Consider the following 20,700-nt stretch of genomic DNA (forward strand, 5'->3'; position numbering starts at 1 on the left):
CTGCACCAGCTGCGCGACGCGGGCAACACCATCGTCATCATCGAGCACAACCTCGACGTGATCAAAACCGCCGACTGGCTGATCGACATGGGCCCCGAAGGTGGCGCGGGCGGCGGCACGGTGCTGGGCGAGGGCACGCCGGAACAATTGGCCAAAAACAAGGCCAGCTTCACGGGTCACTATTTGGCGCGTTTTCTTAAGGAGTAAAAATTGGACGAAATGTCATTGACTTGGAGTGATTCGCTCGCATCCGTAGACTGGAGTGAACTGTCTGCCTTGTATCTGGCTGCCCCACTTGGAATCAAGCCAGCCAACAAACTGGAAACTGTGTTTAGCAACAGCATGTTTCGATGCTTTGCATACGACGATGGACGTTTGGTTGGTGCAGGTCGTGTTTTGGCGGACGGGGCAGACTGCGCTTACCTCTGCGATGTGGCAGTTTTACCCAGTCATCAAGGTACGAGGCTCGGCAAAGCCATCGTTCGTCGGCTGGTAGCGCTCTCACAAGGCCACCAAAAAATCATTCTTTACGCAGTCCCCGGCAAAGAAGACTTTTACCGCGGACTGGGCTTTCATTCAATGAATACGGCCATGGCGATTTTCAGAGACGAAGCCGCTGCCATTGCCAAGGGCTACATCGCTGATCGGTAGCACCACATTGAACACCCGCAGTGTGATGTAAGCCGTGTCTTAACCCCGATTCAACCTCTTCTTTAAAAACTTCAAACACCTATGAAAACCGTCATCCGTGCATTCTTCAGAACCCTGCGTATCGTGCTCGGCCCCGTCATGCTGCTCAAGGAGCGTCTGACGCGGCCCGCCCCTATTGAGCGTGCACCTGCTGCTCAGAGCGCCGTGGACCTGCAATGCCAAAGCCTGGTGCTTTACCAATTCAGCACTTGCCCTTTTTGCATCAAGGTGCGCCAGGAAATGCACCGCTTGACCTTGCCGATCGAGTTGCGCGATTCGCAAAACAACAGCACCCACCGCAGTGAACTGCAGCAAGGCAGCGGCGGCACCCAAGTGCCCTGCTTGAAAATCACCGACAGTGACGGCCAAACCCGCTGGCTCAAAGAGTCGTCCGCCATCGTGGCTTACTTTCGCGAGCGCTTTGCGGCCCCTGTGGCTTGAATTCAAGAACCCTGCTACAGGGTGTTGGTTGGTGGCACCTTCAATGCACGGCACCGTCCCTGCCGTCGGCCGCCTTGTAAACAACTTGGCCGTCTCGCCGCCCCACGGCCACGACCACCACCAACACCTGGCTGTCGCGCACTTCATAAACCAGCCGATACCCCAAAGCCCGCAATTTGATTTTGTACCGGTCTGGGTGTCCGCGCAGCTGCGCTGACGCCACCCTCGGCGTCTGCAGACGCTCCACCAGGCGGGTCTTGAAGAGCTGCCGCGTGTGCGGATCGAGCTTCTTCCACTCCTTGAGTGCCTGAGGCACAAATGCCAGGCCGTAGGGCAGATCAGAGCTCATCGATCGTCAGCCGCACAAGGGGCTCTGCTGAGCGAGCATCGGCAATGGCATTGAGCTCCATGTCCTCCAATCGGTCCATCAAAGCCTCATAGGCCCCAGCTGGCACGCAATAAAAAGCCGGTGCATTGCGGTTGAGGATGGCCACTGTCTGGCCCTCTCCTGCGGCGACGGTACCCATGGGGTTTTTCTTGAGTTCGGACACACTGGCCGTGACCGTGGCATAAATCAAATTCGACATGTTGAGCCCTATAAAGACCAGTTAATGGTGCTTATTTTGATACCATTAAAAGCACTCGTCAATCCATCGTGCCCATCAACAGCCCCTTCAGTGCGTCATGCCCATGGAAACCGAACTCAAACTCTGCCTTTCTGCACCTGATCTGCCGCGCCTGCTGTCCCACCCGCTGCTGACGCAAACGGGTGACACGCTGCGACTGCTCAACACCTATTTCGACACGCCCGAACTGGCCTTGCAGCAGCGCCGCATGGCGGTGCGCGAGCGGCTGGCGGGTGAGCAATGGCTGCTCACCGTGAAAACCGCAGGCCAAAGCACGGGCGGTCTGTCACGCAGGCAAGAGTGGGAAGGCCCGACCACGCCGGGCGCATTGCAGTTCGACACCCTGGTGAGTGATGCCGTGCTGGCGCAAGACCTGATGATGCTGCGCCCGAGCTTGCGCGCCCTGTTTTGCACCGACTTTGAACGCCAGCGCTGGGTGATCACCCATGCAGGAGCGCAAATCGAAGTGGCGCTGGACCAAGGCCGCATCCATGTGCCCGGCACCGAGCTGAGCGAGCCGCTGCTGGAGCTGGAATTGGAACTGCTCGGCGGGCCGGAAGCGGCCCTGATGGCACTGGCAGAGGTGCTGCGCCAGACACCCCAAGGCCCCGTGGCGCTGGCGCCCAGTGATGCGAGCAAAGCGCAGCGGGGGATGGCGCTGTGGCAAAGGACGCGTTGAGCTACGGTGCCCTCTTTTTCAGCCTTTCCAGACAAACGGAAACTTCAGCTGACGGATGAACCCCTTGGGTACGTAGTCGCCCAGCACGCCATAACGCTCGGGCCACATCTTGTCGCTGCGCACGGCGGTGCCAAACAGGTGGTCCAGAAATGCGAAATGCGCGGCGTAATTGCGGTCCAAAGCCTCCCTGTCTTGGCTGTGGTGCCAGTGGTGAAAATTGGGCGAGACAATGAAATGCCGCAACGGCCCCAGGCGCACGCTCACATTCGCATGGTTGAACACCGCCTGGAACCCTACGACCACGATGTAGGCATCAATCACCTCCTTGGAAAAGCCCAGGATGTAGATCGGGGCCAGCACCAAGGTGCGGGTGATCACGATTTCCAGCACATGTTGCCTGGAGCCGGCCAGCCAATCCATGTGCTTGGCGCTGTGGTGCACCGCATGCAAACGCCACAACCATGGCACCTCGTGATAGGCCCGATGTGTCCAGTACTGCACCAGATCGGCCGCCAAAATGATCAAAGGCAAGGCCACCACAAACGGCAAATTCGCCACCCAGCCGCGGACCCCGTCCACCGCAGCCCATCCAAACAGCCGATGCACCAGCAAGTTGGTGACCAAGAGCATGAAACCAATGAGCATGTGGTTCACGCCAAAGTGGATGAAATCGGTTTGCCACTCGGGACGGAACACCGGTTGTGCCTTGCGCAAAGCAAACAACTTCTCGATGAAAATGAAAATCAGCGCAGAGCCCAGCAAATCCAGAATCATCCAGTCCAGCCCAATGTAGGGCGTGCCATCGGCAAAGTCATTGACAGGCACTTTGTGCCCGCCCGCCAAAGCGGTGACCATGACCAAGGCAAAGGCCGTGGCCGACAACCAGCGCTGCCGGTTCAAGAGCATGTTTGCCAAACTCAGGCCACCGGCCAGCACCATCGCCACCAGCATGAGTTGGCGGATCATGGCCACGTCGTAACTGCGACGCAACTCAGGGGTGGTCAGGTATTGAGGAAAGTGAAACGCCAGGCACCCGAGCAGGCACAACAGCGCCAGTACCAAGGCGATCACACCGGACACCATCCCCTTGCCAGGCTCCAACGCACCGTCGGCATTCAACAACTTTTTCCATCGGTCCCACATGGCCAACATCCTTTTCCACAGAATTGAATGCGCCAAGTGTATCCATTGGTTGTCATAAAATGGGCCTCAGCCACTGCACCGAATTCACAACTCAAGTGAACAGGCTCACCACACGGGGGCCTTCAAACCGCCTGCGCCGCTCCAACGGGCACCTCATACCCCGCCAACTGTGCCCAAGCCCGGTAGACCCAAAACGCTTCCTCTTGGATCAACCCTTGCCGCAAAACCTCCGGACTAAAGCCCGTGATGCGGCGTGTCTCGCGGATGAAATGGCTTTGGTCAGAAAAACCGTTGTCCAGCGCGATCTGCGTCCAGTCCAAACGCGCTTCCAGCATGGCCTCCATCACCGCAAAAAATACAGCCTCCCCTCTGACAGAGCCTTGCAACTTGCGCAAGGACCAGCCCGTCCACTGCTTGATGCGGCGCTCGGACTGACGCAAGCTGCGCCCCCAGCCAGTGGCGGCAGCCCGCAGAACCAGGGCATCCATCCATGAAGCAAAGTTCTGCCCCCATTCGTCAGACGACCGGGGTTTTTCACGCCAGTTCAGTGAACGTTGTTGCCAAATTTGCAGCAAATCCGCCAACAAACGCGCCACGCGCTGATCGACATCGACCGGCTCAATCAGCCTCTGATACGCGGCCAGCAGGTCGGGGGGCAACACCTCGCTGGCATCGACCATTTGATCGCTCAGAGTCTGCGGCTCCACACCGGTGAGCGCCCAAAACGCATCCGGATAAAGGATGACCATCAACCCCTCTGCTTCGGGACCATAAAAAGCGCTTCGAGGCGCACTGTGCGGCCCCATCACCGAGAAAGACGGCACCGGCTCACGGGCAGCCATCGGGTCGCATCCCACACCTGCAGCCAGCGCCTCGATGTCGCCCCGAAACAGCATACTGATCGTGCACACGGGGCCTGCGGGGTAATGCCCCCAGCGCTGCGGCTCGGTCAAGGCCATGCCCACCGTGCTGCGCCACAGCACGGCACGCACGCAGGCATGCAAACCCCAAGGCGGCAACCAGGTACGAACTGGAGAAAACGAGGGGGAGGCATGGGTTAGCGTCATTCACAAAGTATATGGAAAGGGTCTTTCAATACGGTCAAATAACCCCAAAGTGTCGATTCGGTTCAAGACGCTGCGCGACCTGCCATGCAAGATCGCACCATGAACACACACACCGAAGCCCACCGCATCCCCTGCACAGCGGCACCGCTGTGGGGGCTGGGCCTCTTGCGCACCATGCGTGCTGACTATTTGGGCTATGTCATGCGCTTGCAAAACCAGCACCCCGACATCGCGCAAGTTCAAATTCTGAACGAACACATCGTCCACGTCTTTCATCCCGATTGGGTACGCCAAGTGCTGGTGGAGCAGTCCGACACGCTGATCCGCTGGGAACGCGCCACCGAGGTGTTCAGCATCTCCATGGGGCAAAGCGTGCTGGTCACAGAAGGCGCAACATGGCAACGCCAGCGCCGCATGTTGCAACCCGGCTTCACGCCCAAGCGGGTGGCAGGCTACGCCAGCTTGATGACGTCTGCCACCCACGATGCATTGAGCGCACTCGCGCAGCGCGTCGGCGGTCAAAGTGTGGACATGGACGCCCTCATGACCACCATGACGCTGGATGTGATCTTGCGCGTCTTGTTTGGATCCCATCAGGTCCGGGATGCCAGCCCCATTGCCGAGGCCATCCAGACCTTGAGCCATTCGGGCATCGATGAGATGTTCAAACCGTTTTCATGGCCACAGTGGATGCCCCTGCCTTCGGTGCGCAAAGTGCGCCAGGCCAAACAAACGCTGGACCTGGTGATCCAGCAACACATCCAGGCTCAACAATCGACGGCCAGCGACGATGGCCATGACCTGCTGACCATGCTGCGACTGGCCAGAGACCCGGAAAATCCCGAACAGAGTCTGAGCGCTCAGGAACTGCACGACCAGACCATGGTGATGTTTCAGGCCGGTCATGAAACCACGGCCACCGCCATGACCTGGTGGAGCGGCCTGATCGCTCGTCACCCGGAAGTGGCCGAACGCATCCACGCCGAAGTCGATGCGGTGTTGCAGGGCAAAACCCCAACGCCTGACAGCTTGCAGCAAATGCCGTGGCTGCAAGCCAGCCTCAAAGAAGCCATGCGCCTGTTCCCACCCGCAGCGGTCTTGATGACCCGACGCGCCATCAAGGATGTGAAAGCCGGTCCATGGACCGTGCCCCAAGGCCATCTGATCGCCTTCACGCCCTATGTGATCCAGCGCGATGCGCGTTGGTTTGAGTCGCCCGATGAATTCAAGCCAGAATGCTTTTTGCCCGGCGCACCCGCCATGCCACGCGGTACGTGGATGCCCTTTGGCACCGGCCCACGGGTGTGCATTGGCCAGCACTTTGCCCTGCTCGAAATGGGTCTGATCGCGGCCATGCTGATGCAGCGCTTCCGACTGGAATGGCCTGAAGGTGCCCAATGGCCAGAAGGCGATCTGGCGGTGACTTTGCGGCCTGCGAAACCGATTCGATTGAAACTTCATGCACGCAAAGAAATCCATGGACATGATGGCCAAACCGCCTCGGCCCGGTGAATAAAAATCCTGCAATTCACCCAGCCTGCACCACCGTGAGCAAAGTCTGACCGTTCGCCACCAGTTTCTCGCCCTGCGCATCCACCGCGAACAAATCACAGTTGGTGAAAATTTGCGCCTTGCCTGGCTTGACCACCCGCGCCCTTGCAATGAACTTTTGGCCTACGGCGGGGCGCAAGCAGTTGACCGAAAAGTTGGCGGCCAGCAAATTCGGCCCCGCCACGGTTCCGGCCGCAAAGCCGCAGGCGGTGTCGATGAGCGCGCCGATCAGGCCTGCATGCAAAAAGCCTGAATACTGCCCCACCTCTGCACGCCAGGGCATCTGGATTTCGACAAAGCCGGGTTCGGCCACCGTCACCTCAATGCCGCACCAGCGGTTGAATTCGGCCATGGCATTGATTTGCTTCAGCATCTCCAATGGGCTCATGGTTTTCTCCGGGCTTGGGTTTTGAACCACCCGATGTGGTCCATCAGTTTTTGGCGAAGTGCTTGTTGCTCGTTGATGAGCTGGTCGATCTCGGCCACACGCACCAAGATCGCCTCGATCATGTCTTGGGCCGACAGCTTGCCCGCTTTGAAGCGCGGCATAAACTCGGCAATGAAGGGCAGCGAGAAACCCATCTCCCGCGACATGGCGATGAAGATGACGTGCTTGACGGTTTTTTCGTTGTACTCGCGGTAGCCATTGGGCAATCTCTGGCTTTCAATCAGGCCGTCGGCCTCGTAACGTCGCAAGCGGTGCACCGAGACTTGGGTCTTGGCAGAGAGTTCTGAAATGCGCATGAATTCAGTCTAGCCAGGCTCGCACTGCGCTAGGCTTAGACCCTTTGACGCATGGGCGACAAGCCAAGTTAACCGCTGCGCTGCAGGTGATACCTCCTCAGCGGTCACTGGTGTACAAAACACCCTTCAACCGGAGCCCCGATGACCGCACACCCAGCCTTGCCCCATGCCCAACCCACCGACGTGGGCCTGTGCCCCGAGCGCACCCAGCGCCTGATGGACGTGCTGCGCCGCGAAGTGGCCAGTGGCCGCCTGCCGGGTGCCGTGGCCATGATCGCCCGGCGCGGGCAAATTGGCTTGTTCGAAGCCGTGGGCCAGCAAGACCCGGCCACGGGCACGCCCATGCAGACCGACAGCATCTTCCGCATTTATTCGATGACCAAGCCGGTGGTGTCGGTGGCGGTGATGATGCTGGTCGAGCGCGGGCTGTTGCTCTTGAGCGACCCGGTCAGCCGCTGCTTGCCCGAATTCGCCAAGCAACAGGTGGCCACGGCCAGCGGCTTGGAGCCTGTTCGGCAAGAAGCCACGGTGCAAGACCTGCTGCGCCACACGGCCGGGCTGACCTATGAATTTTTGGGCGACTCGCCCGTGCAGCGCCAATACGGCGCGGTGAAGATCGCCTCACGCGAGCGCAGCAATGCCGAGTTTTCGCAAACGCTGGCCGCGCTGCCCCTGCAGTTTCAGCCCGGCAGCGTGTGGGCCTACAGCCGCGCCACCGATGTGTTGGGGCGTCTGGTTGAAGTGGTCAGCGGGCAGGCCTTGGGCGCATTCTTGCAAGCCGAAATTTTTGGCCCGCTGGGCATGGTGGACACCGGCTTTGCCGTGCCGCCCGAACACCACCACCGCATTGCCGAACCCTTTGCACACGACCCCGATGGCGGCGTGCCCATGAAGGTGCTCGAACCTCGGCAAATGCCCGCCATGGAGGGCGGCGGCGGGGGTCTGATGTCCACCGCCATGGACTACACCCGCTTTTTGCAGTGCCTGCGCAACCGGGGTGAGCTGCAGGGTGTGCGCCTGCTCGGCCCCCACACGGTGGACTACATGACCGCCGACCACTTGGGTGACATACCCGCCGACGGCAGCTTGCTGCCACCTGGCCACGGCTTTGGTCTGGGCTTTGCGGTGCGCACCCATTTGGGCCTGTCGCCGGTGCCTGGCTCGGTGGGGCTGTATTACTGGGGCGGCATCGCAGGCACCACATTTTTTGTGGACCCGGCGCTGGACATGTATGCCATGCTGCTGATCCAAGCCCCCAACCAAAGAGACTACTATCGCCCCCTGTTCCGCGACCTGGTGTACGCGGCGCTGCTGTAAATCATTCAAAACACTGGAGACAAAACATGCCCCAACCCGGCCTCATGATGAACCGCCCGCTGCTGATTTCGGGCATCCTCGAACACGCCGCTGCGCAGTTTGGCGAGCAAGAAATCGTCTCGCGCGAAACACACGGCCCGCTGCACCGCAGCACTTACGCCAAAACCGCCGGGCGTGCGCGCCAACTGGCCAAGGCCTTGGCCCAGATGGGCCTGAAGGTGGGCAGCGCCGTGGGAACGATCGCCTGGAACAACCACCGCCACTTGGAAGCGTATTACGCCGTGTCGGGCAGCGGCATGGTCATGCACACCTGCAACCCGCGCCTGCACCCGCAGCAACTGATCTATGTGATCAACCACGCCGAAGACGAAGTGGTGCTGTTTGACGCCACTTTTGCGCCACTGGTCAAAGGCATTGCGGCGCATTGCCCCAAGGTCCGCGCCTGGGTGTGTTTGGCCGCTGCGGCGAACACGCCTGCCATCGAGGGCGTGACCAATGTGCTGAATTACGAAGACCTGATCACCGGGCACAGTGACAGCTTTGACTGGCCCGAACTGGACGATCAAACCGGCGCGGCGCTGTGCTACACCTCGGGCACCACCGGCAACCCCAAGGGCGTGCTGTACACCCACCGCGCCATCGTGCTCGACGCCACCACCGCCTGCCTGCCCGATGTACTGGGCTTTTCCACGCAAGAGACGGTTCTGCCCGTGGTGCCCATGTTCCACATCAACGCCTGGTGCATCCCCTATGCCGCACTGATTGCAGGCACCAAGTTGGTCTTGCCCGGCCCCAAGCTCGACGGCCCGAGTTTGTTCGAGTTGATGGACGCCGAGCAGGTCACCATCAGCGCGGGCGTGCCCACCATCTGGATGGGCTTGATCCAGCACGTCGAGCAAAACAACTTGCGCTTTGCCCACATGAAACGCACCTGTGTGGGCGGATCGGCCATGCCCATGGCGCTGATCGCCAAGTTCATGGACACCTACGGCGTGGAAGTGCGCCACGGCTGGGGCATGACCGAGACCACGGCCGTGGCCACCATGAGCATCTTGACCCGCACTGACCGCCAACGCCCCGCCGCCGAGCAACACGCCATCGTGGCCAAGCAAGGCAAATCGGTCTCGGGCATCGAGATCAAGGTAGTGGATGAAAACGGCGTCACCTTGCCGCGCGACGGCACATCACAAGGCGAATTGATGGTGCGTGGCCAGTGGATCATGGAGCGTTATTTCAAGGCCGAGCAAAGCGCCTTGGTCAACGGCTGGTTTCCCACCGGCGACATCGCCACCATCGACGCGCAGGGCACCATGCAAATCCGCGACCGCACCAAAGACGTGATCAAAACGGGGGGCGAGTGGATCAGCTCGATTGACCTGGAAAACGCCGCCATCGGTCACCCCGCCGTGGCCATGGCCGCCGTGATCGGCGTCAAACACCCCAAGTGGGACGAGCGCCCGCTGCTGTTCATCGTGCGCAAGCCAGGTCAAACGCTTGAGAAGCAGGAGATCCTGGACTTTTTGGTCACCAAGGTGGCCAAGTGGTGGTTGCCCGACGACGTGGTTTTCCTCGAATCACTGCCCGTGGGCGGCACCGGTAAAGTGCAAAAAAACGAGCTGCGCAAGGACTACGGCGGCGTGTTCAGCTGAAGCTTGTCATGCCCGCATCTGATCTTGTCATGTCGGGCTAAAAATCGTGTCATGCCGGGCTTGATCCGGCATCTGTGGCTGGGCACACATTGAACCCCGTATCAAGTCCAAACATCAGCGCTTTCAGCATCTGATCACTTTCAAGCTGCTCATGCATCCGGGCCTACGTCCGCTTGCTGAAAGACCCGACTGGCGGCGAAGTCGGAGGCAGTCAGGGTTTGTAAATCATCGGCGCTGAGTTGCCGGTCGCGGTCGGCAAAGAGCCGACTGGCCTGGCGCAGGCGCGCCCGGTCCAATGCATTGCGCACGCTGCGGGCGTTGGCAAAGTGGGGCTGCTGCACCCGCAAACCCAAATAGCGCTGGAACACCGTGTCGGCATCCGGCGCAAACACATAGTTCTGCGCTTTCAGCATTTTTTGCGAAATCTGCAGCAACTCGTCAACCGAATAGTCGGGGAAGTCGAGATGGTGTGCGACGCGTGAACTCATGCCGGGGTTGGATTCGAAGAAGGTGTCCATTCGGTCTTTGTAGCCCGCCAGAATCACCACCAAATCATCGCGCTGGTTTTCCATGACTTGCAGCAATATTTCAATGGCCTCTTGGCCATAGTCGCGTTCGTTTTCGGGGCGGTACAAATAGTAGGCCTCGTCAATGAACAGCACACCCCCCATGGCTTTCTTCAGCACTTCTTTGGTTTTGGGCGCGGTGTGCCCGATGTACTGGCCCACCAAATCGTCGCGGGTCACCGCGACCAGATGGCCCTTACGAACATAACCCAGGCGGTGCAGGATTTGCGCCATGCGCATAGCCACCGAGGTTTTGCCCGTGCCAGGGTTGCCCACAAAGTTCATGTGCAAGCTCGGTGCCTCGCTGACCAGACCCAAATTGGTGCGCAGCTTGTCAATCACCAGCAGGGCCGCGATGTCGCGAATGCGGGCCTTGACTGGGGCCAGCCCCACCAGATCTCGGTCCAGCTCGGCGATGACCTCCTCCACCTGCGACTGCGACAAAACCTCACCCACGCTTCGCGCTTGGCTCAGGGCCACCGCTGGCGCATCCGCGGTTTGCCTGGATGCTGCCGTTGTCACGGGTGATTCGGCGCGCACGCCAGGTAGGGAGGAGTTGCTCATGGTGGTGTCGCAGTCTGGGCGCGCTCAGTAACGCTCGCCTTCGGGTTTGTCGGTGGCGTAGCTGTGCACGGTGTACTGGATTTGACGTCCGCCGATTTCTTGCCTTGTCAGGCCGAAGCCGGGTTCGGTCTTGGGGCGGTTGACGATATACGACATTTGCACCGACTCAACGCCTTGCGTTGCATCGAAGGCCGTCACGCGAATGTAGTGGTTAGGAAATGTCTTGCGGCACGCATTGACTTCGCTCAAGATGCCCGACGCGTCCTTCAAGTCAAACATCGGGTTGCCATACATTTCCCAGTAGGTGTTGCGCGGATGCGGATCATCGGTGTATTCGACGCCGAGTGCCCAGTTTTTGCCGAGCGCGTACTCGATCTGTGCGGTGATCTGCTTGTCAGTGAGTTCGGGCAGGAAGGAGAACTGGCCCTGTGTGAGGCGATTGCCTTGGTTGGTCATCATGATGAGGTTTCTCCTTAATTAGAAGCCGTCGGCGTGACGGCAAAGTCGGCGGTGTCGGTGGATTCGTAGTTAAAGCTGATGTCGCCCCAGGTGTCGATGGCGGCTTTCAGGGGTGAGCACCACTTGGCGGCGTCTTGCAGAATTTGCGGGCCTTCGTTCCAGATGTCGCGGCCTTCATTGCGCGCCAGCACCATGGCTTCGAGGGCGACGCGGTTTGCCGTGGCACCGGCTTGGATGCCCATGGGGTGGCCAATCGTGCCGCCGCCAAACTGCAGCACCACGTCGTCGCCGAGGTAGGTCAGCAACTGGTGCATCTGGCCTGCATGGATGCCGCCAGAGGCCACGGGCATGACCTTGTTCAGCGACGCCCAGTCTTGCTCGAAGAACAGACCCTTCTCGAGTTGCACCGGGGTGTGCGTGTCGAGCAGCGTGTCGTAAAAGCCCCGGATCATCATCGGGTCGCCTTCCAACTTACCGACCACCGTGCCGGCGTGGATGTGGTCCACACCCGCCATGCGCATCCACTTGCAGATGACGCGGAAGTTCATGCCGTGGTTCTTTTGGCGTGAGTAGGTGCTGTTGCCTGCGCGGTGCAGGTGCAAGATCATGTCGTTCTTGCGCGCCCACAAGGCCATGCTCTGGATCGCCGTGTAGCCAATCACCAAGTCGATCATGATGATCACGCTGCCCAAGCTCTTGGCGAACTCGGCACGGGCGTACATTTCTTCCATGGTGCCGGCGGTGACGTTCAGGTAGTGGCCTTTGACCTCGCCGGTGGCCGCGCTGGCTTTGTTGACCGCTTCCATGCAATAAAGAAAACGATCGCGCCAGTGCATGAAGGGCTGAGAGTTGATGTTCTCGTCGTCCTTCATGAAATCAAGACCGCCTTTGAGGCCCTCGTACACCACCCGGCCATAGTTGCGGCCCGACAAGCCGAGCTTGGGCTTGGTGGTGGCGCCCAGCAGCGGGCGGCCAAACTTGTCCAGGCGCTCGCGCTCGACGACCACGCCAGTCGCAGGGCCCTGGAAGGTCTTGAGGTAAGCGACCGGAATGCGCATGTCTTCCAGGCGCAGCGCTTTGACGGCCTTGAAGCCGAAGACGTTGCCGATGATGGACGCCGTGAGGTTGGCAATCGAGCCGCCTTCGAACAGGTCGATGTCGTAAGCGATGTAGGCAAAGTACTGCTGCTCTGTCTTGGTGCCGGGGCCGGTGTTGGGCACGGGATCGACGCGGTAGGCCTTGGCGCGGTAGAGCTCGCAGGCGGTCAGGCGGTCGGTCCACACCACGGTCCAGGTGGCGGTAGAAGATTCACCGGCCACGGCCGCGGCGCACTCTTCGGAGTCCACGCCTTCTTGCGGCGTCATGCGGAACATGGCGATCAAGTCGGTGTCCTTGGGCACATAGTCGGGCTGCCAATAGCCCATTTGCTTGTATCTCAAAACGCCTGCGCTGTAGCGTTTTTTGCCGTCGGTGATTTGGGTGTCTTCAGTCACAGTCAACTCCTTGTTAAGAATGTGACTGAACTTTAAAAAGAGCCTAGAGATAAGTAAATTCAGATTTACAGGGCTTTCACTTCAGCTTTTCTTAATCGAAAAACATCACTTTTCGCCAACTTCGTGTTTCTTAAAGCTGTGGCACGGCATCTGCGTTTCGCCAAAACCGCTGAAACTTGGCATGCATCTGCGCCAGCCATCACTCTGCAAATCAAGGATTTAAAGGCAGAAATGGGCATGCCCTTGTTCGCACATCAGGGCAGAAAAGTAAGCCTGCCCAGCAGCGGCGAGTAGCCGCTGTTGTACGCCCGCAAGATGCTCGCCCTCCTCAAAGACGCCGACCCGTGACAGGGCGGGCACAGTGACGCAACAGCCGCTCCAGGGCAACGCGTTCGTGCCCCCCAATGCACACACACAAGCCCACCGAAAAGCCGCTGTGTTGCTGGGCCAGCATCTCACTGGCGTCACAGCTGTGCAGCAAGCCCCGGCCCACCAAGGTGCGCTGGATGCGAGGGCGCCCTAGACAGCGGCAACATGGAGGTGCCCTTGCCAAAAATATTTTTGTGTTGATGTGATGAAAAAAAACCTCACGCCATGGGCTTGCCCGCATGCTGCGCTTTACCTTGATGGGGATTTGTCAACAAACAACTTGCCAACAGATCATGGCCTTGCTGAGGCCGACACTGTGCAAGGTGGTGGCCGCATTGGACTTGAAAAATTTGCCGACCTGCACACCAGAATTTGCAGGCCTGTTTTAAGCCACGAAGAAGGCACAGCTGTCACCAAGGCCGCGCTCTGCAAAATTGCTTGCCCGTAGGATTTGCGCAAGGTGTTTGATCTCGCCAGGTATTTTTTCCCGCGCCGCCAGCACCATCACGCGCTGTCAAATTGGGCCTCTGAACTGCGCGTTGCTCGCGGCTCAATCGCCATCTTCATTCTCACGCGCGAGTTCGGACTTGAGGCGATAGGCATCGATGTCAAAGTCGGTGCTGTCCGATACAGCGGCCAGCACCAAGGGCAGAACTCGCTCTCGCTCCGCCTCGGACTCGGAGGTCGTGAAGCCGACAGTCAGCGCTTGTGCGAAAAGTTGTTCCGTCAGCCGCTTTGCCTTGACTTCGTGGCTTTCGATATCGGGATTGGCACCGGGAGGGATGTTTTCCTCGACCCATGTTTCAACCCACCTCAAAAATCGTTTACTCATCACGTCCCCCACATCCAGTGAATCAACATCGACACCGGTTTCCCGATCCAAGGCGGCTTGCCCTTTGCGCCAGAACAAGTCTGAAAAATTTTAATATACAGCACGGCTTGCAAACTGAGCCCTGCAGTGCACTTTGTCGCACGACAAGGACGACGGCGGCGTGTTCATTGGAAGTCGCCGTTTGGATTGCCACGTCGCAAGCTCCTCGCAATGACGGTTTGGCTGTCTGAGGGGTTGTCTGTCTGAGGGGTTGTCTGTCATTGCGAGCGAAGCGTGGCAATCCAGTGAGCGGCGAACGCCCCTCAACGACAACTTGTCATTGCGAGCCAAGCGTGGCAATCCAGTGCACGGTAAACGCCCCTCAACGACAACTTGTCATTGCGAGCCAAGCGTGGCAATCCAGTGAGCGGTAAACGCCTCTCAACGACAACTTGTCATTGCGAGCCAAGTGTGGCAATCCAGTGCACGGTAAACGCCCCTCAACGACAACTTGTCATGGCGAGCCAAGCGTGGCAATCCAGTGAGCGGTAAACGCCTCGCCATGACGGTTTATCTGTCATTGCGAGCCAAGCGTGGCAATCCAGTGCATGATCAAAGCTTGGCGCTGGGACGCTCGTTCATGCGCTCGCGCCAAGCCTGCAAGGCGCTCATGCCTTCGTCGCCGGGCACAAACTTCAACAGGCCACGCGCAAACTCCAGTGCGCAAAACGCGGTGATGTCGGCAATCGTGAAACGCTCACCCGCGATCCAGGGCTGGCTTTGCAGGCGCTGGTCAAAACCGCGCGCCACCTCTCGCACCTTCTCGGCCTGCGAGCGGCCAAAATCGGGGAACTGCGGTTTTTCTAAAGCCGCCAAGCCCGGGTGGCTGTGGCGGATCGCATTGGCAATGCCGCCCATCAAATACAACTCCACCTGCCGGTCGGCCATCTCAATAAAGCCCCGCTCGTCGCCGTCCACGCCCATCAAGTTGGGCTCGGGGTAACGGCCTTCGAGCAAAGTGCAAATCGCCCGCGTCTCGCTGATCACGCGGCCGTCATCGAGCTCCAGCGCAGGCACTTTGGCCAGCGGGCTTTTGGCCAGGTATTCGGGCGAGCGGTGTTCGCCACCATTCAGGTCTATGTTGACCATCTCGATGCCGGTGATGTTTTTCTCGACCAAAAACATCAACACCCGGCGAGGACTGGGCGCGCGGTGGGCGGTGTAAAGCTTCATGGTTTTTCCTTTTTTGGTCAGGGCATGCAAGCTCTGCTGCCCATGCCCAGCAGACTAGCACCCACCCGATCTTGGGCATGCCACGCAGATGACAGACGACAAGCAACAGGCCTCAGGCGACGGGGTTCAAGAAAAGACACGCGGGCGACACCCAGTCACAGGCCGGACAGGACAAGGCCAGCGCAGCCTTTCCAATCCTCATAAGCAAAGCTGTTCAACGATTTATGAAACAAACGCCACCATGAATTTCGACATCCCACCGGACATTGCGGCCCTGCGCGAGCGCACGCGGCAGTTCATCGCCGAGCAAGTCATGCCACTGGAAGGCGACCCGCGCCACGGCCCGCACGGCCCGTCCGAAGACTTGCGCCGCGAGCTGGTGGCACGCGCTCGCGCTGCGGGTTTGCTCACGCCGCACGCCTCGCTCGAGATGGGCGGGTTGGGCCTGAGCCACATCGCCAAAGCCGTGATTTTTGAAGAAGCCGCTTACTCCAACCTGGGGCCCACGGCACTCAACATCCACGCACCCGACGAAGGCAATATCCACCTCATGGAAGCGGTGGCCACCCCCGCGCAAAAAGAGCGCTGGCTGCGCCCCCAAGTGGCGGGGCACACCCGCTCGTGCTTTGCCATGACCGAGCCCGACCCGGGCGCGGGCGCTGACCCGTCCATGCTCACCACCACCGCCGTGCGAGACGGCGACAGCTACCTGATCAACGGTGTCAAATGGTTCATCACGGGTGCCGAGGGGGCCGACTACGCCATCGTCATGGCGCGCATGGAAGACGGCGGCGCGACCATGTTTTTGACCGACATGGCCAAGCCCGGCATCCGGCTAGAACGCCACATGGACGCCATGGACAACTGCTTTACTGGCGGTCACGGCGTATTGCATTTTGAGAATTTGCGCGTGCCCGCCAGCGACGTGCTGGGCGAAGTGGGCCAAGGCTTTCGCTATGCCCAAATTCGGCTGGCACCGGCACGCCTGACCCATTGCATGCGCTGGCTGGGGCAGGCCCGCCGAGCGCACGAGATCGCGCTCGATTACGCCAGCCGCCGCCAAGCCTTTGGCAAACCGCTGGCCGAACACGAAGGCGTGGGCTTCATGCTGGCCGACAACGACATCGACTTGCACACCGCCCGCCTGCACATCTGGCACACCGCTTGGCTGCTGGACCAAGGCCACAAAGGCGGCTTTGAATCGAGCCGTGCCAAAGTGGCCTGCTCAGAGGCCGAGTGGCGCGTGGTGGACCGCTGCGTGCAGATTTTGGGTGGCCAAGGCGTGACCGCCGAAACGCCCGTGATGCACATCTTCTTGGACATGCGCGCCTTCCGAATCTACGACGGCCCCAGCGAAGTGCACCGCTGGAGCATGGCGCGCAAACTGGTGCACAAGGCCCAAAAAGCGCGGGATATGCAACGGGCCTGAGTGCAGTGGGCTCAAGGGCTGTGGCGCTTGGCGCTTGAGGCCAAGTCGCAATCAGGACAGGCCTGTTCCGCCAGATTCAGGTGTTGGTCGAACCATTGCGCCAATCTGAGCTTGCAGCAAGCCAACTGGCGAGAAAAAATCAAGCCTTAAAACTTGACCCCAAGCAGGGCTTGCCTGCTTTTCTCGGTCCAGCGCGCGCCAAGCATCAAATTTTTATAAGACCAGATCACGGCAACACCGCCGTTGAAAGCAAAATCAGTGTCCGGGGCCACATTCGGATCGCACTGGTAACCCGACGTGCCGCTGGGGCAACGGATGGTTTTTTCTCGTATGCCCGCGATGAATGCGGCCTCAAGACGAAAATGCTCAGCTGTGTGGATATTTCTGCCCAACAAAATGTTGAAAGATTCAGCCTGGCTTGCCCGTCGTCCTTTGGTTGCGTCCAAAACAATGCCTTCGTAACTCACATCCAACCCCCACACCAGTGGGGTCGAACTCAAGAGGCGAATAAAGCCAAGCGTTTTGGGTTTTTCAGCGTAGTCCGGGCTGTTGATGGCGGTCCCCGACCCAATATAGATGACGTTCTGTCCGTCTTCAAATGCATTCGCATTGGAAAAACAAGACAGAACAATGGCCGCTGCAAAAAAAATTCTTTTTACATTTTTAAGCATCTATTTTCTTCTTTAAATCCAGGTTGAATAAAAAACCGAAATTTTACACATCTAAAATTATACTTTTACCATATTAAACCGCCATCATTTTACATCTTAATGCCCATCAAAGCACAATTCAACTGTCACCTCCTGGGTGATCATTTGGACGCCAGACGAACAAAGCTTGAGCTTCAAGACCTTGAGCGTTTCCGGGTCGATCTTGGCTTTGAATCGGCGGCCCTGGGCATCGGTGAAGCGAATTTCATAACAGCCGTCATCGATCTTCAACCGCTCGATCTTCAGCCGCTCGATCTGCCAGCCCTGGGCTGCGGCCATCTGGCGCACGGCATCGCGCGATTGCCAGCGCTTGAGCGGCGCATCGCAATCGTCCTCGGCCAAGGCGGGCAAGGCGGCAAAGCCCAGCAAGAACACCAGCAGGCCCTGGCTCAAAGTGCGGGTGCATGTCATGGAAGGCTCCTGTCAAGCCGGTTCGGGCATCAGGCTTTGAGTGGAGGGCATGGTGAAAAAGCCATGGGCATTCAGGCCTGTTGGTGCGTTCACATTCGATGCGCCACTAAAGCGCAATGGTCAAGGTTCTTGTTCGAATCCAAGTTGATCAAAGTCAATGCTTGTCACTGACCCTCATGGTCAGATGCGAATGATGTTTCTTTTGTCATGAACACCGCTGCGCATTGGACCGGCTTGCTGACCGCCTTGGGGGTGGGCTTGCTGATCGGTGCGGTCCGCGAGCGCCGGCACCAGCCGCATGTGAGCAAGGCTGGCACCCGGACACACGCCCTGGTGGCGGTGCTCGGCTATGTGAGTTGGAGTTTGGGCACTTGGCCATTTGTGGCCACGGTCTTGGTGATCGGCGCGCTGGTGATCGGGGGTTATCAGGCCACCACCAGCAGCGATCCTGGCCAGACGGGCGAGGTGGCTTTGCTGGCGACACTGATGCTGTCGGCGCTGGCGCAACAAAACCCGAGCTTGTCTGCCGCCCTCGGTGTGCTGACTGCCGCGCTGCTGCATGCCAAACAAGCTTCACAGCGCATCAGCCGTGTTCTGATCACCGATCAGGAGTTGCAAGACGGCCTGATCCTGGCTGCCGCAGCACTGGTGGTCATGCCGCTGCTGTCGGTCCAAGCGATAGACCCCTGGGGTGTGCTGCATGCCACCACACTGTGGCGCATCGTGGTGCTCGTCATGGCGGTCGGCATGCTGGGCCATGTCGCGCAACGTGCGCTGGGGGGGCGTTGGGGCATGCCACTGGCGGCCTTCTTTTCGGGGTTTGTGTCCTCCACCGCCGTGGTCGTCAGCACGGGTCAGCGCGTGCGTGGCGGGCACAGTGATGCACTGCCCGCAGCGGCTGCTGCCCTGCTGGCCAATCTGGCGTCCTTGGCGCTGTTTGCCGGGGTGCTGGGGGCTGCCTCACCGGCCCTGCTGGTGGCCATGCGCTGGCCACTGGTTTTGGCAGGCCTGGGCTTGCTGCTGGTGGTGCTGCCCGCCTTGCGTCGCATCGAAGGGGATGGTGCCAAGACCGAAACAGGGCGTGCTTTCAAGCTGACGCATGCCTTGGGCATGGCCAGCGCCATTGCTTTGATGTCCTTGCTCGCCGCCTGGTTGCAACATGTTTTTGGCGAAGTGGGCGTTCTGGTGGCTGCGCTGTGTGTGGCGTGGGTGGAAGTGCATGCCGCTGCCGCCAGCATTGCGCAACTGATTCAGACCGGCGGCATGTCGCCAGAGTGGGCGCGCTGGGCACTGGTGGCCGTTTTCGCCTCAAGCGCTTTGGCCAAAACCGCTGTGGCGATGGCCAGCGGCGGGGTTCGCTACGGTCTGATCGTCGGATTGGGATTGGCAGCCATGGTGGGGGGCGGCGCGGTTGGGGTGTTGTGGTTGGTCTAAATTGGGCTAGCGGGCTTGGTTTGGAGGAGCGTCTGCTTCAGGCTGATTGCAGTCATCGACGCGAACAAGCCTGATCGACATCTACGACCCGTTACGGGCATACAGACAAACAAGTTGATTGTCCGTTACCGACATCTATGCGATCCGTAATCCATTCGGGCTCAACCAACCTCCGCACCGTGGCTACACGCCAATCCCCTTCAGGCGACCTCGATCACGCCAAGAATCACTTGAACACCTGCACAAGGTGCTCCAAGCAGGCGCGTATACGTGGCAGGCGTTGACGCTCCGGGAGCATCAGCGCCCACACTGGTACCGGCGTGGATTGGAACTCCTGCGTGAGCAGGCGCCGCAGAGTGGAGCCTAATGGAGCCTCTCCCATCTTTACGGGCAAATGCGCGATGCCAAGCCCCTCGGTGGCCATTTGCGCGAGTGTCCCAGTGCTACTCGCGCGTATGCGGCTGTTGGCCATCAGATGTCGTCCGTCTGCGAAGCACAGCCGGTTGAGCACCGGGTGCTCACAATTGGCCAGCAGTGTATGTCCCATCAGGTCATCTGCGGAGCAAGGAATGTCGCGACCCTCGAGGTACTCTTCGCTGGCATACAGACCGGTCTCGATCTCGCCCAGCTTCCGTGCGACCAACGACAGGGCCGTCGGATTGCCGGTGCGAATGGCGATATCGACGCCCGATCGAGCCAAGTCGACGAGGCCGTCCTCAACCTGCAAGTCAAGTCCGAGCTGTGGGTGACGCTTGATTAAGTGCGGTAGCGATGGAGTTACCCAATGCTGGGCGATCGCTGAACTCAGGTTCACCCGAACACAGCCACTCACCAGGCGCCTGCTGCGCGAAAGATCCGCTTCGAGATCGCTCCGGGTGTCGAGTACTTTCTGGCAAAAGGCTAGAAAAGCCTCACCGTCGGGCGTGAGCGTGATGCCTCTTGCTGAGCGTCGAAAGAGATGAACTCCACAGGCACTCTCAACGCGGGCGACGGCGCGAGAGATCTGGCTCACCGGCACGCCCCTTTCGCGAGCCGCCAAAGACAGTGTGCCCAGGGCCGCCGCACGCGCGAACACAGTCAAGTCTGCGAGGCTGAGGTTGTCCATCGCCAAATGATAGTCGCTCGGCCCTTGCGCCGGTTGCAAAGCGGCGTTGCAGCACGGGCTATTCCCAAGCGTTGCTGCGCTGCCTAGTAGTTCGTTCCATCAATACAGTTACTAAATAGATGATAATCGCTATGCTTTTTCTTCAACTCATGAAAGCGGTGATCATGGCGAGAAAATCTGAACGGCCGTCGTTGGTGCTGACGCAAGAA

Annotated in this window: 25 protein-coding genes; 11 read left to right on the forward strand and 14 right to left on the reverse strand. The window is 59.5% G+C overall.

Annotated elements, in window-relative coordinates; genetic code table 11:
• The 3 genes from ACIQ39_RS11455 to ACIQ39_RS11465 form a co-directional block, all read left to right on the forward strand.
• Positions 1-207, forward strand: a 207-nt coding sequence (locus tag ACIQ39_RS11455) for a hypothetical protein (RefSeq protein ID WP_396434731.1), incomplete at its 5' end; no start/stop codon positions are given.
• A 12-nt stretch (positions 208-219) separates the two neighbouring features.
• Entirely contained in the window at positions 220-651 is a 432-nt protein-coding gene (locus ACIQ39_RS11460; RefSeq protein WP_396434754.1) for a GNAT family N-acetyltransferase, read from the forward strand.
• Between the two features lie 81 nt (positions 652-732).
• Complete coding sequence (locus ACIQ39_RS11465; RefSeq protein ID WP_396434732.1) at positions 733-1,131, forward strand: glutaredoxin family protein; 399 nt, start codon at positions 733-735, stop codon at positions 1,129-1,131.
• Between the two features lie 40 nt (positions 1,132-1,171).
• On the opposite strand, the gene ACIQ39_RS11470 is transcribed toward ACIQ39_RS11465, so the two are convergent.
• Complete coding sequence (locus ACIQ39_RS11470; protein WP_396434755.1) at positions 1,172-1,468, reverse strand: type II toxin-antitoxin system RelE/ParE family toxin; 297 nt, start codon at positions 1,466-1,468, stop codon at positions 1,172-1,174.
• A gap of 1 nt (position 1,469) precedes the next feature.
• A complete protein-coding gene (locus ACIQ39_RS11475) occupies positions 1,470-1,718 on the reverse strand; it encodes a type II toxin-antitoxin system Phd/YefM family antitoxin (protein ID WP_396434733.1) in 249 nt (82 codons plus the stop codon).
• A 97-nt stretch (positions 1,719-1,815) separates the two neighbouring features.
• Between ACIQ39_RS11475 and ACIQ39_RS11480 the strand changes: the two genes are divergently transcribed.
• Complete coding sequence (locus tag ACIQ39_RS11480) at positions 1,816-2,436, forward strand: CYTH domain-containing protein (protein WP_396434734.1); 621 nt, start codon at positions 1,816-1,818, stop codon at positions 2,434-2,436.
• 18 nt (positions 2,437-2,454) lie between these two features.
• Here ACIQ39_RS11480 and ACIQ39_RS11485 read toward each other — a convergent pair whose 3' ends face one another.
• Positions 2,455-3,579: a sterol desaturase family protein gene (locus ACIQ39_RS11485; protein ID WP_396434735.1), complete on the reverse strand. Its 1,125-nt coding sequence runs from the start codon at positions 3,577-3,579 to the stop codon at positions 2,455-2,457.
• A gap of 122 nt (positions 3,580-3,701) precedes the next feature.
• Positions 3,702-4,646, reverse strand: a complete 945-nt coding sequence (locus tag ACIQ39_RS11490) for a helix-turn-helix domain-containing protein (RefSeq protein WP_396434736.1) — start codon at positions 4,644-4,646, stop codon at positions 3,702-3,704.
• 99 nt (positions 4,647-4,745) lie between these two features.
• Here ACIQ39_RS11490 and ACIQ39_RS11495 point away from each other — a divergent pair, with 99 nt between their 5' ends.
• A complete protein-coding gene (locus tag ACIQ39_RS11495) occupies positions 4,746-6,158 on the forward strand; it encodes a cytochrome P450 (RefSeq protein ID WP_396434737.1) in 1,413 nt (470 codons plus the stop codon).
• A gap of 16 nt (positions 6,159-6,174) precedes the next feature.
• Here ACIQ39_RS11495 and ACIQ39_RS11500 read toward each other — a convergent pair whose 3' ends face one another.
• Both ACIQ39_RS11500 and ACIQ39_RS11505 read right to left on the reverse strand, forming a co-directional pair.
• Positions 6,175-6,585, reverse strand: coding sequence for a PaaI family thioesterase (locus ACIQ39_RS11500; protein WP_396434738.1), 411 nt, complete (start codon positions 6,583-6,585; stop codon positions 6,175-6,177).
• Positions 6,582-6,941: a MerR family transcriptional regulator gene (locus tag ACIQ39_RS11505; protein WP_396434739.1), complete on the reverse strand. Its 360-nt coding sequence runs from the start codon at positions 6,939-6,941 to the stop codon at positions 6,582-6,584. The genes ACIQ39_RS11500 and ACIQ39_RS11505 overlap by 4 nt, the downstream gene beginning before the upstream one ends.
• Positions 6,942-7,082: 141 nt before the next feature.
• Here ACIQ39_RS11505 and ACIQ39_RS11510 point away from each other — a divergent pair, with 141 nt between their 5' ends.
• Together ACIQ39_RS11510 and ACIQ39_RS11515 are read left to right on the forward strand one after the other, a co-directional pair.
• Positions 7,083-8,258, forward strand: a complete 1,176-nt coding sequence (locus ACIQ39_RS11510) for a serine hydrolase domain-containing protein (RefSeq protein ID WP_396434740.1) — start codon at positions 7,083-7,085, stop codon at positions 8,256-8,258.
• 26 nt (positions 8,259-8,284) lie between these two features.
• Positions 8,285-9,907 carry a long-chain-fatty-acid--CoA ligase gene (locus tag ACIQ39_RS11515; RefSeq protein WP_396434741.1) on the forward strand — a complete coding sequence of 541 codons (1,623 nt, stop codon included), beginning with the start codon at positions 8,285-8,287 and terminating at the stop codon, positions 9,905-9,907.
• 149 nt (positions 9,908-10,056) lie between these two features.
• Here the strand turns inward: ACIQ39_RS11515 and cbbX are convergent, their stop codons facing one another.
• Genes cbbX through ACIQ39_RS11530 form a run of 3 tightly spaced genes read right to left on the reverse strand, consistent with a single transcriptional unit; the run spans position 10,057 to position 12,989 of the window.
• Entirely contained in the window at positions 10,057-11,037 is a 981-nt protein-coding gene (cbbX, locus tag ACIQ39_RS11520) for a CbbX protein (protein WP_396434742.1), read from the reverse strand.
• Positions 11,038-11,061: 24 nt separating this feature from the next.
• Positions 11,062-11,496 (reverse strand): ribulose bisphosphate carboxylase small subunit, encoded by a 435-nt coding sequence (locus ACIQ39_RS11525; RefSeq protein WP_396434743.1) that lies wholly within the window; start codon positions 11,494-11,496, stop codon positions 11,062-11,064.
• Positions 11,497-11,510: 14 nt separating this feature from the next.
• Positions 11,511-12,989 (reverse strand): ribulose-bisphosphate carboxylase large subunit, encoded by a 1,479-nt coding sequence (locus ACIQ39_RS11530; protein WP_396434744.1) that lies wholly within the window; start codon positions 12,987-12,989, stop codon positions 11,511-11,513.
• 123 nt (positions 12,990-13,112) lie between these two features.
• On the opposite strand from ACIQ39_RS11530, the gene ACIQ39_RS11535 reads away from it, so the two are divergent.
• Positions 13,113-13,283, forward strand: a complete 171-nt coding sequence (locus ACIQ39_RS11535; RefSeq protein WP_396434745.1) for a LysR family transcriptional regulator — start codon at positions 13,113-13,115, stop codon at positions 13,281-13,283.
• Positions 13,284-13,563: 280 nt separating this feature from the next.
• Complete coding sequence (locus tag ACIQ39_RS11540; protein WP_396434746.1) at positions 13,564-13,806, forward strand: hypothetical protein; 243 nt, start codon at positions 13,564-13,566, stop codon at positions 13,804-13,806.
• Positions 13,807-13,908: 102 nt separating this feature from the next.
• On the opposite strand, the gene ACIQ39_RS11545 is transcribed toward ACIQ39_RS11540, so the two are convergent.
• Together ACIQ39_RS11545 and ACIQ39_RS11550 are read right to left on the reverse strand one after the other, a co-directional pair.
• Positions 13,909-14,268 (reverse strand): DUF768 domain-containing protein, encoded by a 360-nt coding sequence (locus ACIQ39_RS11545; protein WP_396434747.1) that lies wholly within the window; start codon positions 14,266-14,268, stop codon positions 13,909-13,911.
• A gap of 513 nt (positions 14,269-14,781) precedes the next feature.
• Entirely contained in the window at positions 14,782-15,402 is a 621-nt protein-coding gene (locus tag ACIQ39_RS11550; RefSeq protein WP_396434748.1) for a glutathione S-transferase family protein, read from the reverse strand.
• 241 nt (positions 15,403-15,643) lie between these two features.
• Between ACIQ39_RS11550 and ACIQ39_RS11555 the strand changes: the two genes are divergently transcribed.
• On the forward strand, positions 15,644-16,831 hold the full coding sequence (locus tag ACIQ39_RS11555; RefSeq protein WP_396434749.1) for an acyl-CoA dehydrogenase family protein: 1,188 nt from the start codon (positions 15,644-15,646) through the stop codon (positions 16,829-16,831).
• A gap of 146 nt (positions 16,832-16,977) precedes the next feature.
• Here ACIQ39_RS11555 and ACIQ39_RS11560 read toward each other — a convergent pair whose 3' ends face one another.
• Both ACIQ39_RS11560 and ACIQ39_RS11565 read right to left on the reverse strand, forming a co-directional pair.
• The gene (locus ACIQ39_RS11560; protein ID WP_396434750.1) at positions 16,978-17,502 is read right to left on the reverse strand and encodes a hypothetical protein; all 525 of its coding nucleotides are present in this window, start codon (positions 17,500-17,502) and stop codon (positions 16,978-16,980) included.
• A 96-nt stretch (positions 17,503-17,598) separates the two neighbouring features.
• Positions 17,599-17,952: a PepSY domain-containing protein gene (locus tag ACIQ39_RS11565; RefSeq protein ID WP_396434751.1), complete on the reverse strand. Its 354-nt coding sequence runs from the start codon at positions 17,950-17,952 to the stop codon at positions 17,599-17,601.
• A gap of 207 nt (positions 17,953-18,159) precedes the next feature.
• Here ACIQ39_RS11565 and ACIQ39_RS11570 point away from each other — a divergent pair, with 207 nt between their 5' ends.
• Positions 18,160-19,386, forward strand: a complete 1,227-nt coding sequence (locus tag ACIQ39_RS11570) for an MgtC/SapB family protein (RefSeq protein WP_396434752.1) — start codon at positions 18,160-18,162, stop codon at positions 19,384-19,386.
• A gap of 226 nt (positions 19,387-19,612) precedes the next feature.
• Here ACIQ39_RS11570 and ACIQ39_RS11575 read toward each other — a convergent pair whose 3' ends face one another.
• On the reverse strand, positions 19,613-20,491 hold the full coding sequence (locus tag ACIQ39_RS11575) for a LysR substrate-binding domain-containing protein (RefSeq protein ID WP_396434753.1): 879 nt from the start codon (positions 20,489-20,491) through the stop codon (positions 19,613-19,615).
• Between the last annotated feature and the right edge of the window lie 209 nt (positions 20,492-20,700).

The organism is Limnohabitans sp. (assembly GCF_044361645.1).
GTDB lineage: Bacteria > Pseudomonadota > Gammaproteobacteria > Burkholderiales > Burkholderiaceae_C > Limnohabitans_A.

What these genes read in the sequence shown, in the direction of transcription:
- ACIQ39_RS11460 (WP_396434754.1), top strand. Translation starts at nt 220, where the DNA reads ATGTCATTGACTTGGAGTGATTCGCTCGCATCCGTAGACTGGAGTGAA.
- ACIQ39_RS11465 (WP_396434732.1), top strand. Translation starts at nt 733, where the DNA reads ATGAAAACCGTCATCCGTGCATTCTTCAGAACCCTGCGTATCGTGCTC.
- ACIQ39_RS11475 (WP_396434733.1), bottom strand. Translation starts at nt 1,718, where the DNA reads ATGTCGAATTTGATTTATGCCACGGTCACGGCCAGTGTGTCCGAACTC.
- ACIQ39_RS11480 (WP_396434734.1), top strand. Translation starts at nt 1,816, where the DNA reads ATGCCCATGGAAACCGAACTCAAACTCTGCCTTTCTGCACCTGATCTG.
- ACIQ39_RS11485 (WP_396434735.1), bottom strand. Translation starts at nt 3,579, where the DNA reads ATGTGGGACCGATGGAAAAAGTTGTTGAATGCCGACGGTGCGTTGGAG.
- ACIQ39_RS11490 (WP_396434736.1), bottom strand. Translation starts at nt 4,646, where the DNA reads ATGACGCTAACCCATGCCTCCCCCTCGTTTTCTCCAGTTCGTACCTGG.
- ACIQ39_RS11495 (WP_396434737.1), top strand. Translation starts at nt 4,746, where the DNA reads ATGAACACACACACCGAAGCCCACCGCATCCCCTGCACAGCGGCACCG.
- ACIQ39_RS11500 (WP_396434738.1), bottom strand. Translation starts at nt 6,585, where the DNA reads ATGAGCCCATTGGAGATGCTGAAGCAAATCAATGCCATGGCCGAATTC.
- ACIQ39_RS11505 (WP_396434739.1), bottom strand. Translation starts at nt 6,941, where the DNA reads ATGCGCATTTCAGAACTCTCTGCCAAGACCCAAGTCTCGGTGCACCGC.
- ACIQ39_RS11510 (WP_396434740.1), top strand. Translation starts at nt 7,083, where the DNA reads ATGACCGCACACCCAGCCTTGCCCCATGCCCAACCCACCGACGTGGGC.
- ACIQ39_RS11515 (WP_396434741.1), top strand. Translation starts at nt 8,285, where the DNA reads ATGCCCCAACCCGGCCTCATGATGAACCGCCCGCTGCTGATTTCGGGC.
- cbbX (WP_396434742.1), bottom strand. Translation starts at nt 11,037, where the DNA reads ATGAGCAACTCCTCCCTACCTGGCGTGCGCGCCGAATCACCCGTGACA.
- ACIQ39_RS11525 (WP_396434743.1), bottom strand. Translation starts at nt 11,496, where the DNA reads ATGATGACCAACCAAGGCAATCGCCTCACACAGGGCCAGTTCTCCTTC.
- ACIQ39_RS11540 (WP_396434746.1), top strand. Translation starts at nt 13,564, where the DNA reads ATGAAAAAAAACCTCACGCCATGGGCTTGCCCGCATGCTGCGCTTTAC.
- ACIQ39_RS11550 (WP_396434748.1), bottom strand. Translation starts at nt 15,402, where the DNA reads ATGAAGCTTTACACCGCCCACCGCGCGCCCAGTCCTCGCCGGGTGTTG.
- ACIQ39_RS11555 (WP_396434749.1), top strand. Translation starts at nt 15,644, where the DNA reads ATGAATTTCGACATCCCACCGGACATTGCGGCCCTGCGCGAGCGCACG.
- ACIQ39_RS11560 (WP_396434750.1), bottom strand. Translation starts at nt 17,502, where the DNA reads ATGCTTAAAAATGTAAAAAGAATTTTTTTTGCAGCGGCCATTGTTCTG.
- ACIQ39_RS11565 (WP_396434751.1), bottom strand. Translation starts at nt 17,952, where the DNA reads ATGACATGCACCCGCACTTTGAGCCAGGGCCTGCTGGTGTTCTTGCTG.
- ACIQ39_RS11570 (WP_396434752.1), top strand. Translation starts at nt 18,160, where the DNA reads ATGAACACCGCTGCGCATTGGACCGGCTTGCTGACCGCCTTGGGGGTG.
- ACIQ39_RS11575 (WP_396434753.1), bottom strand. Translation starts at nt 20,491, where the DNA reads ATGGACAACCTCAGCCTCGCAGACTTGACTGTGTTCGCGCGTGCGGCG.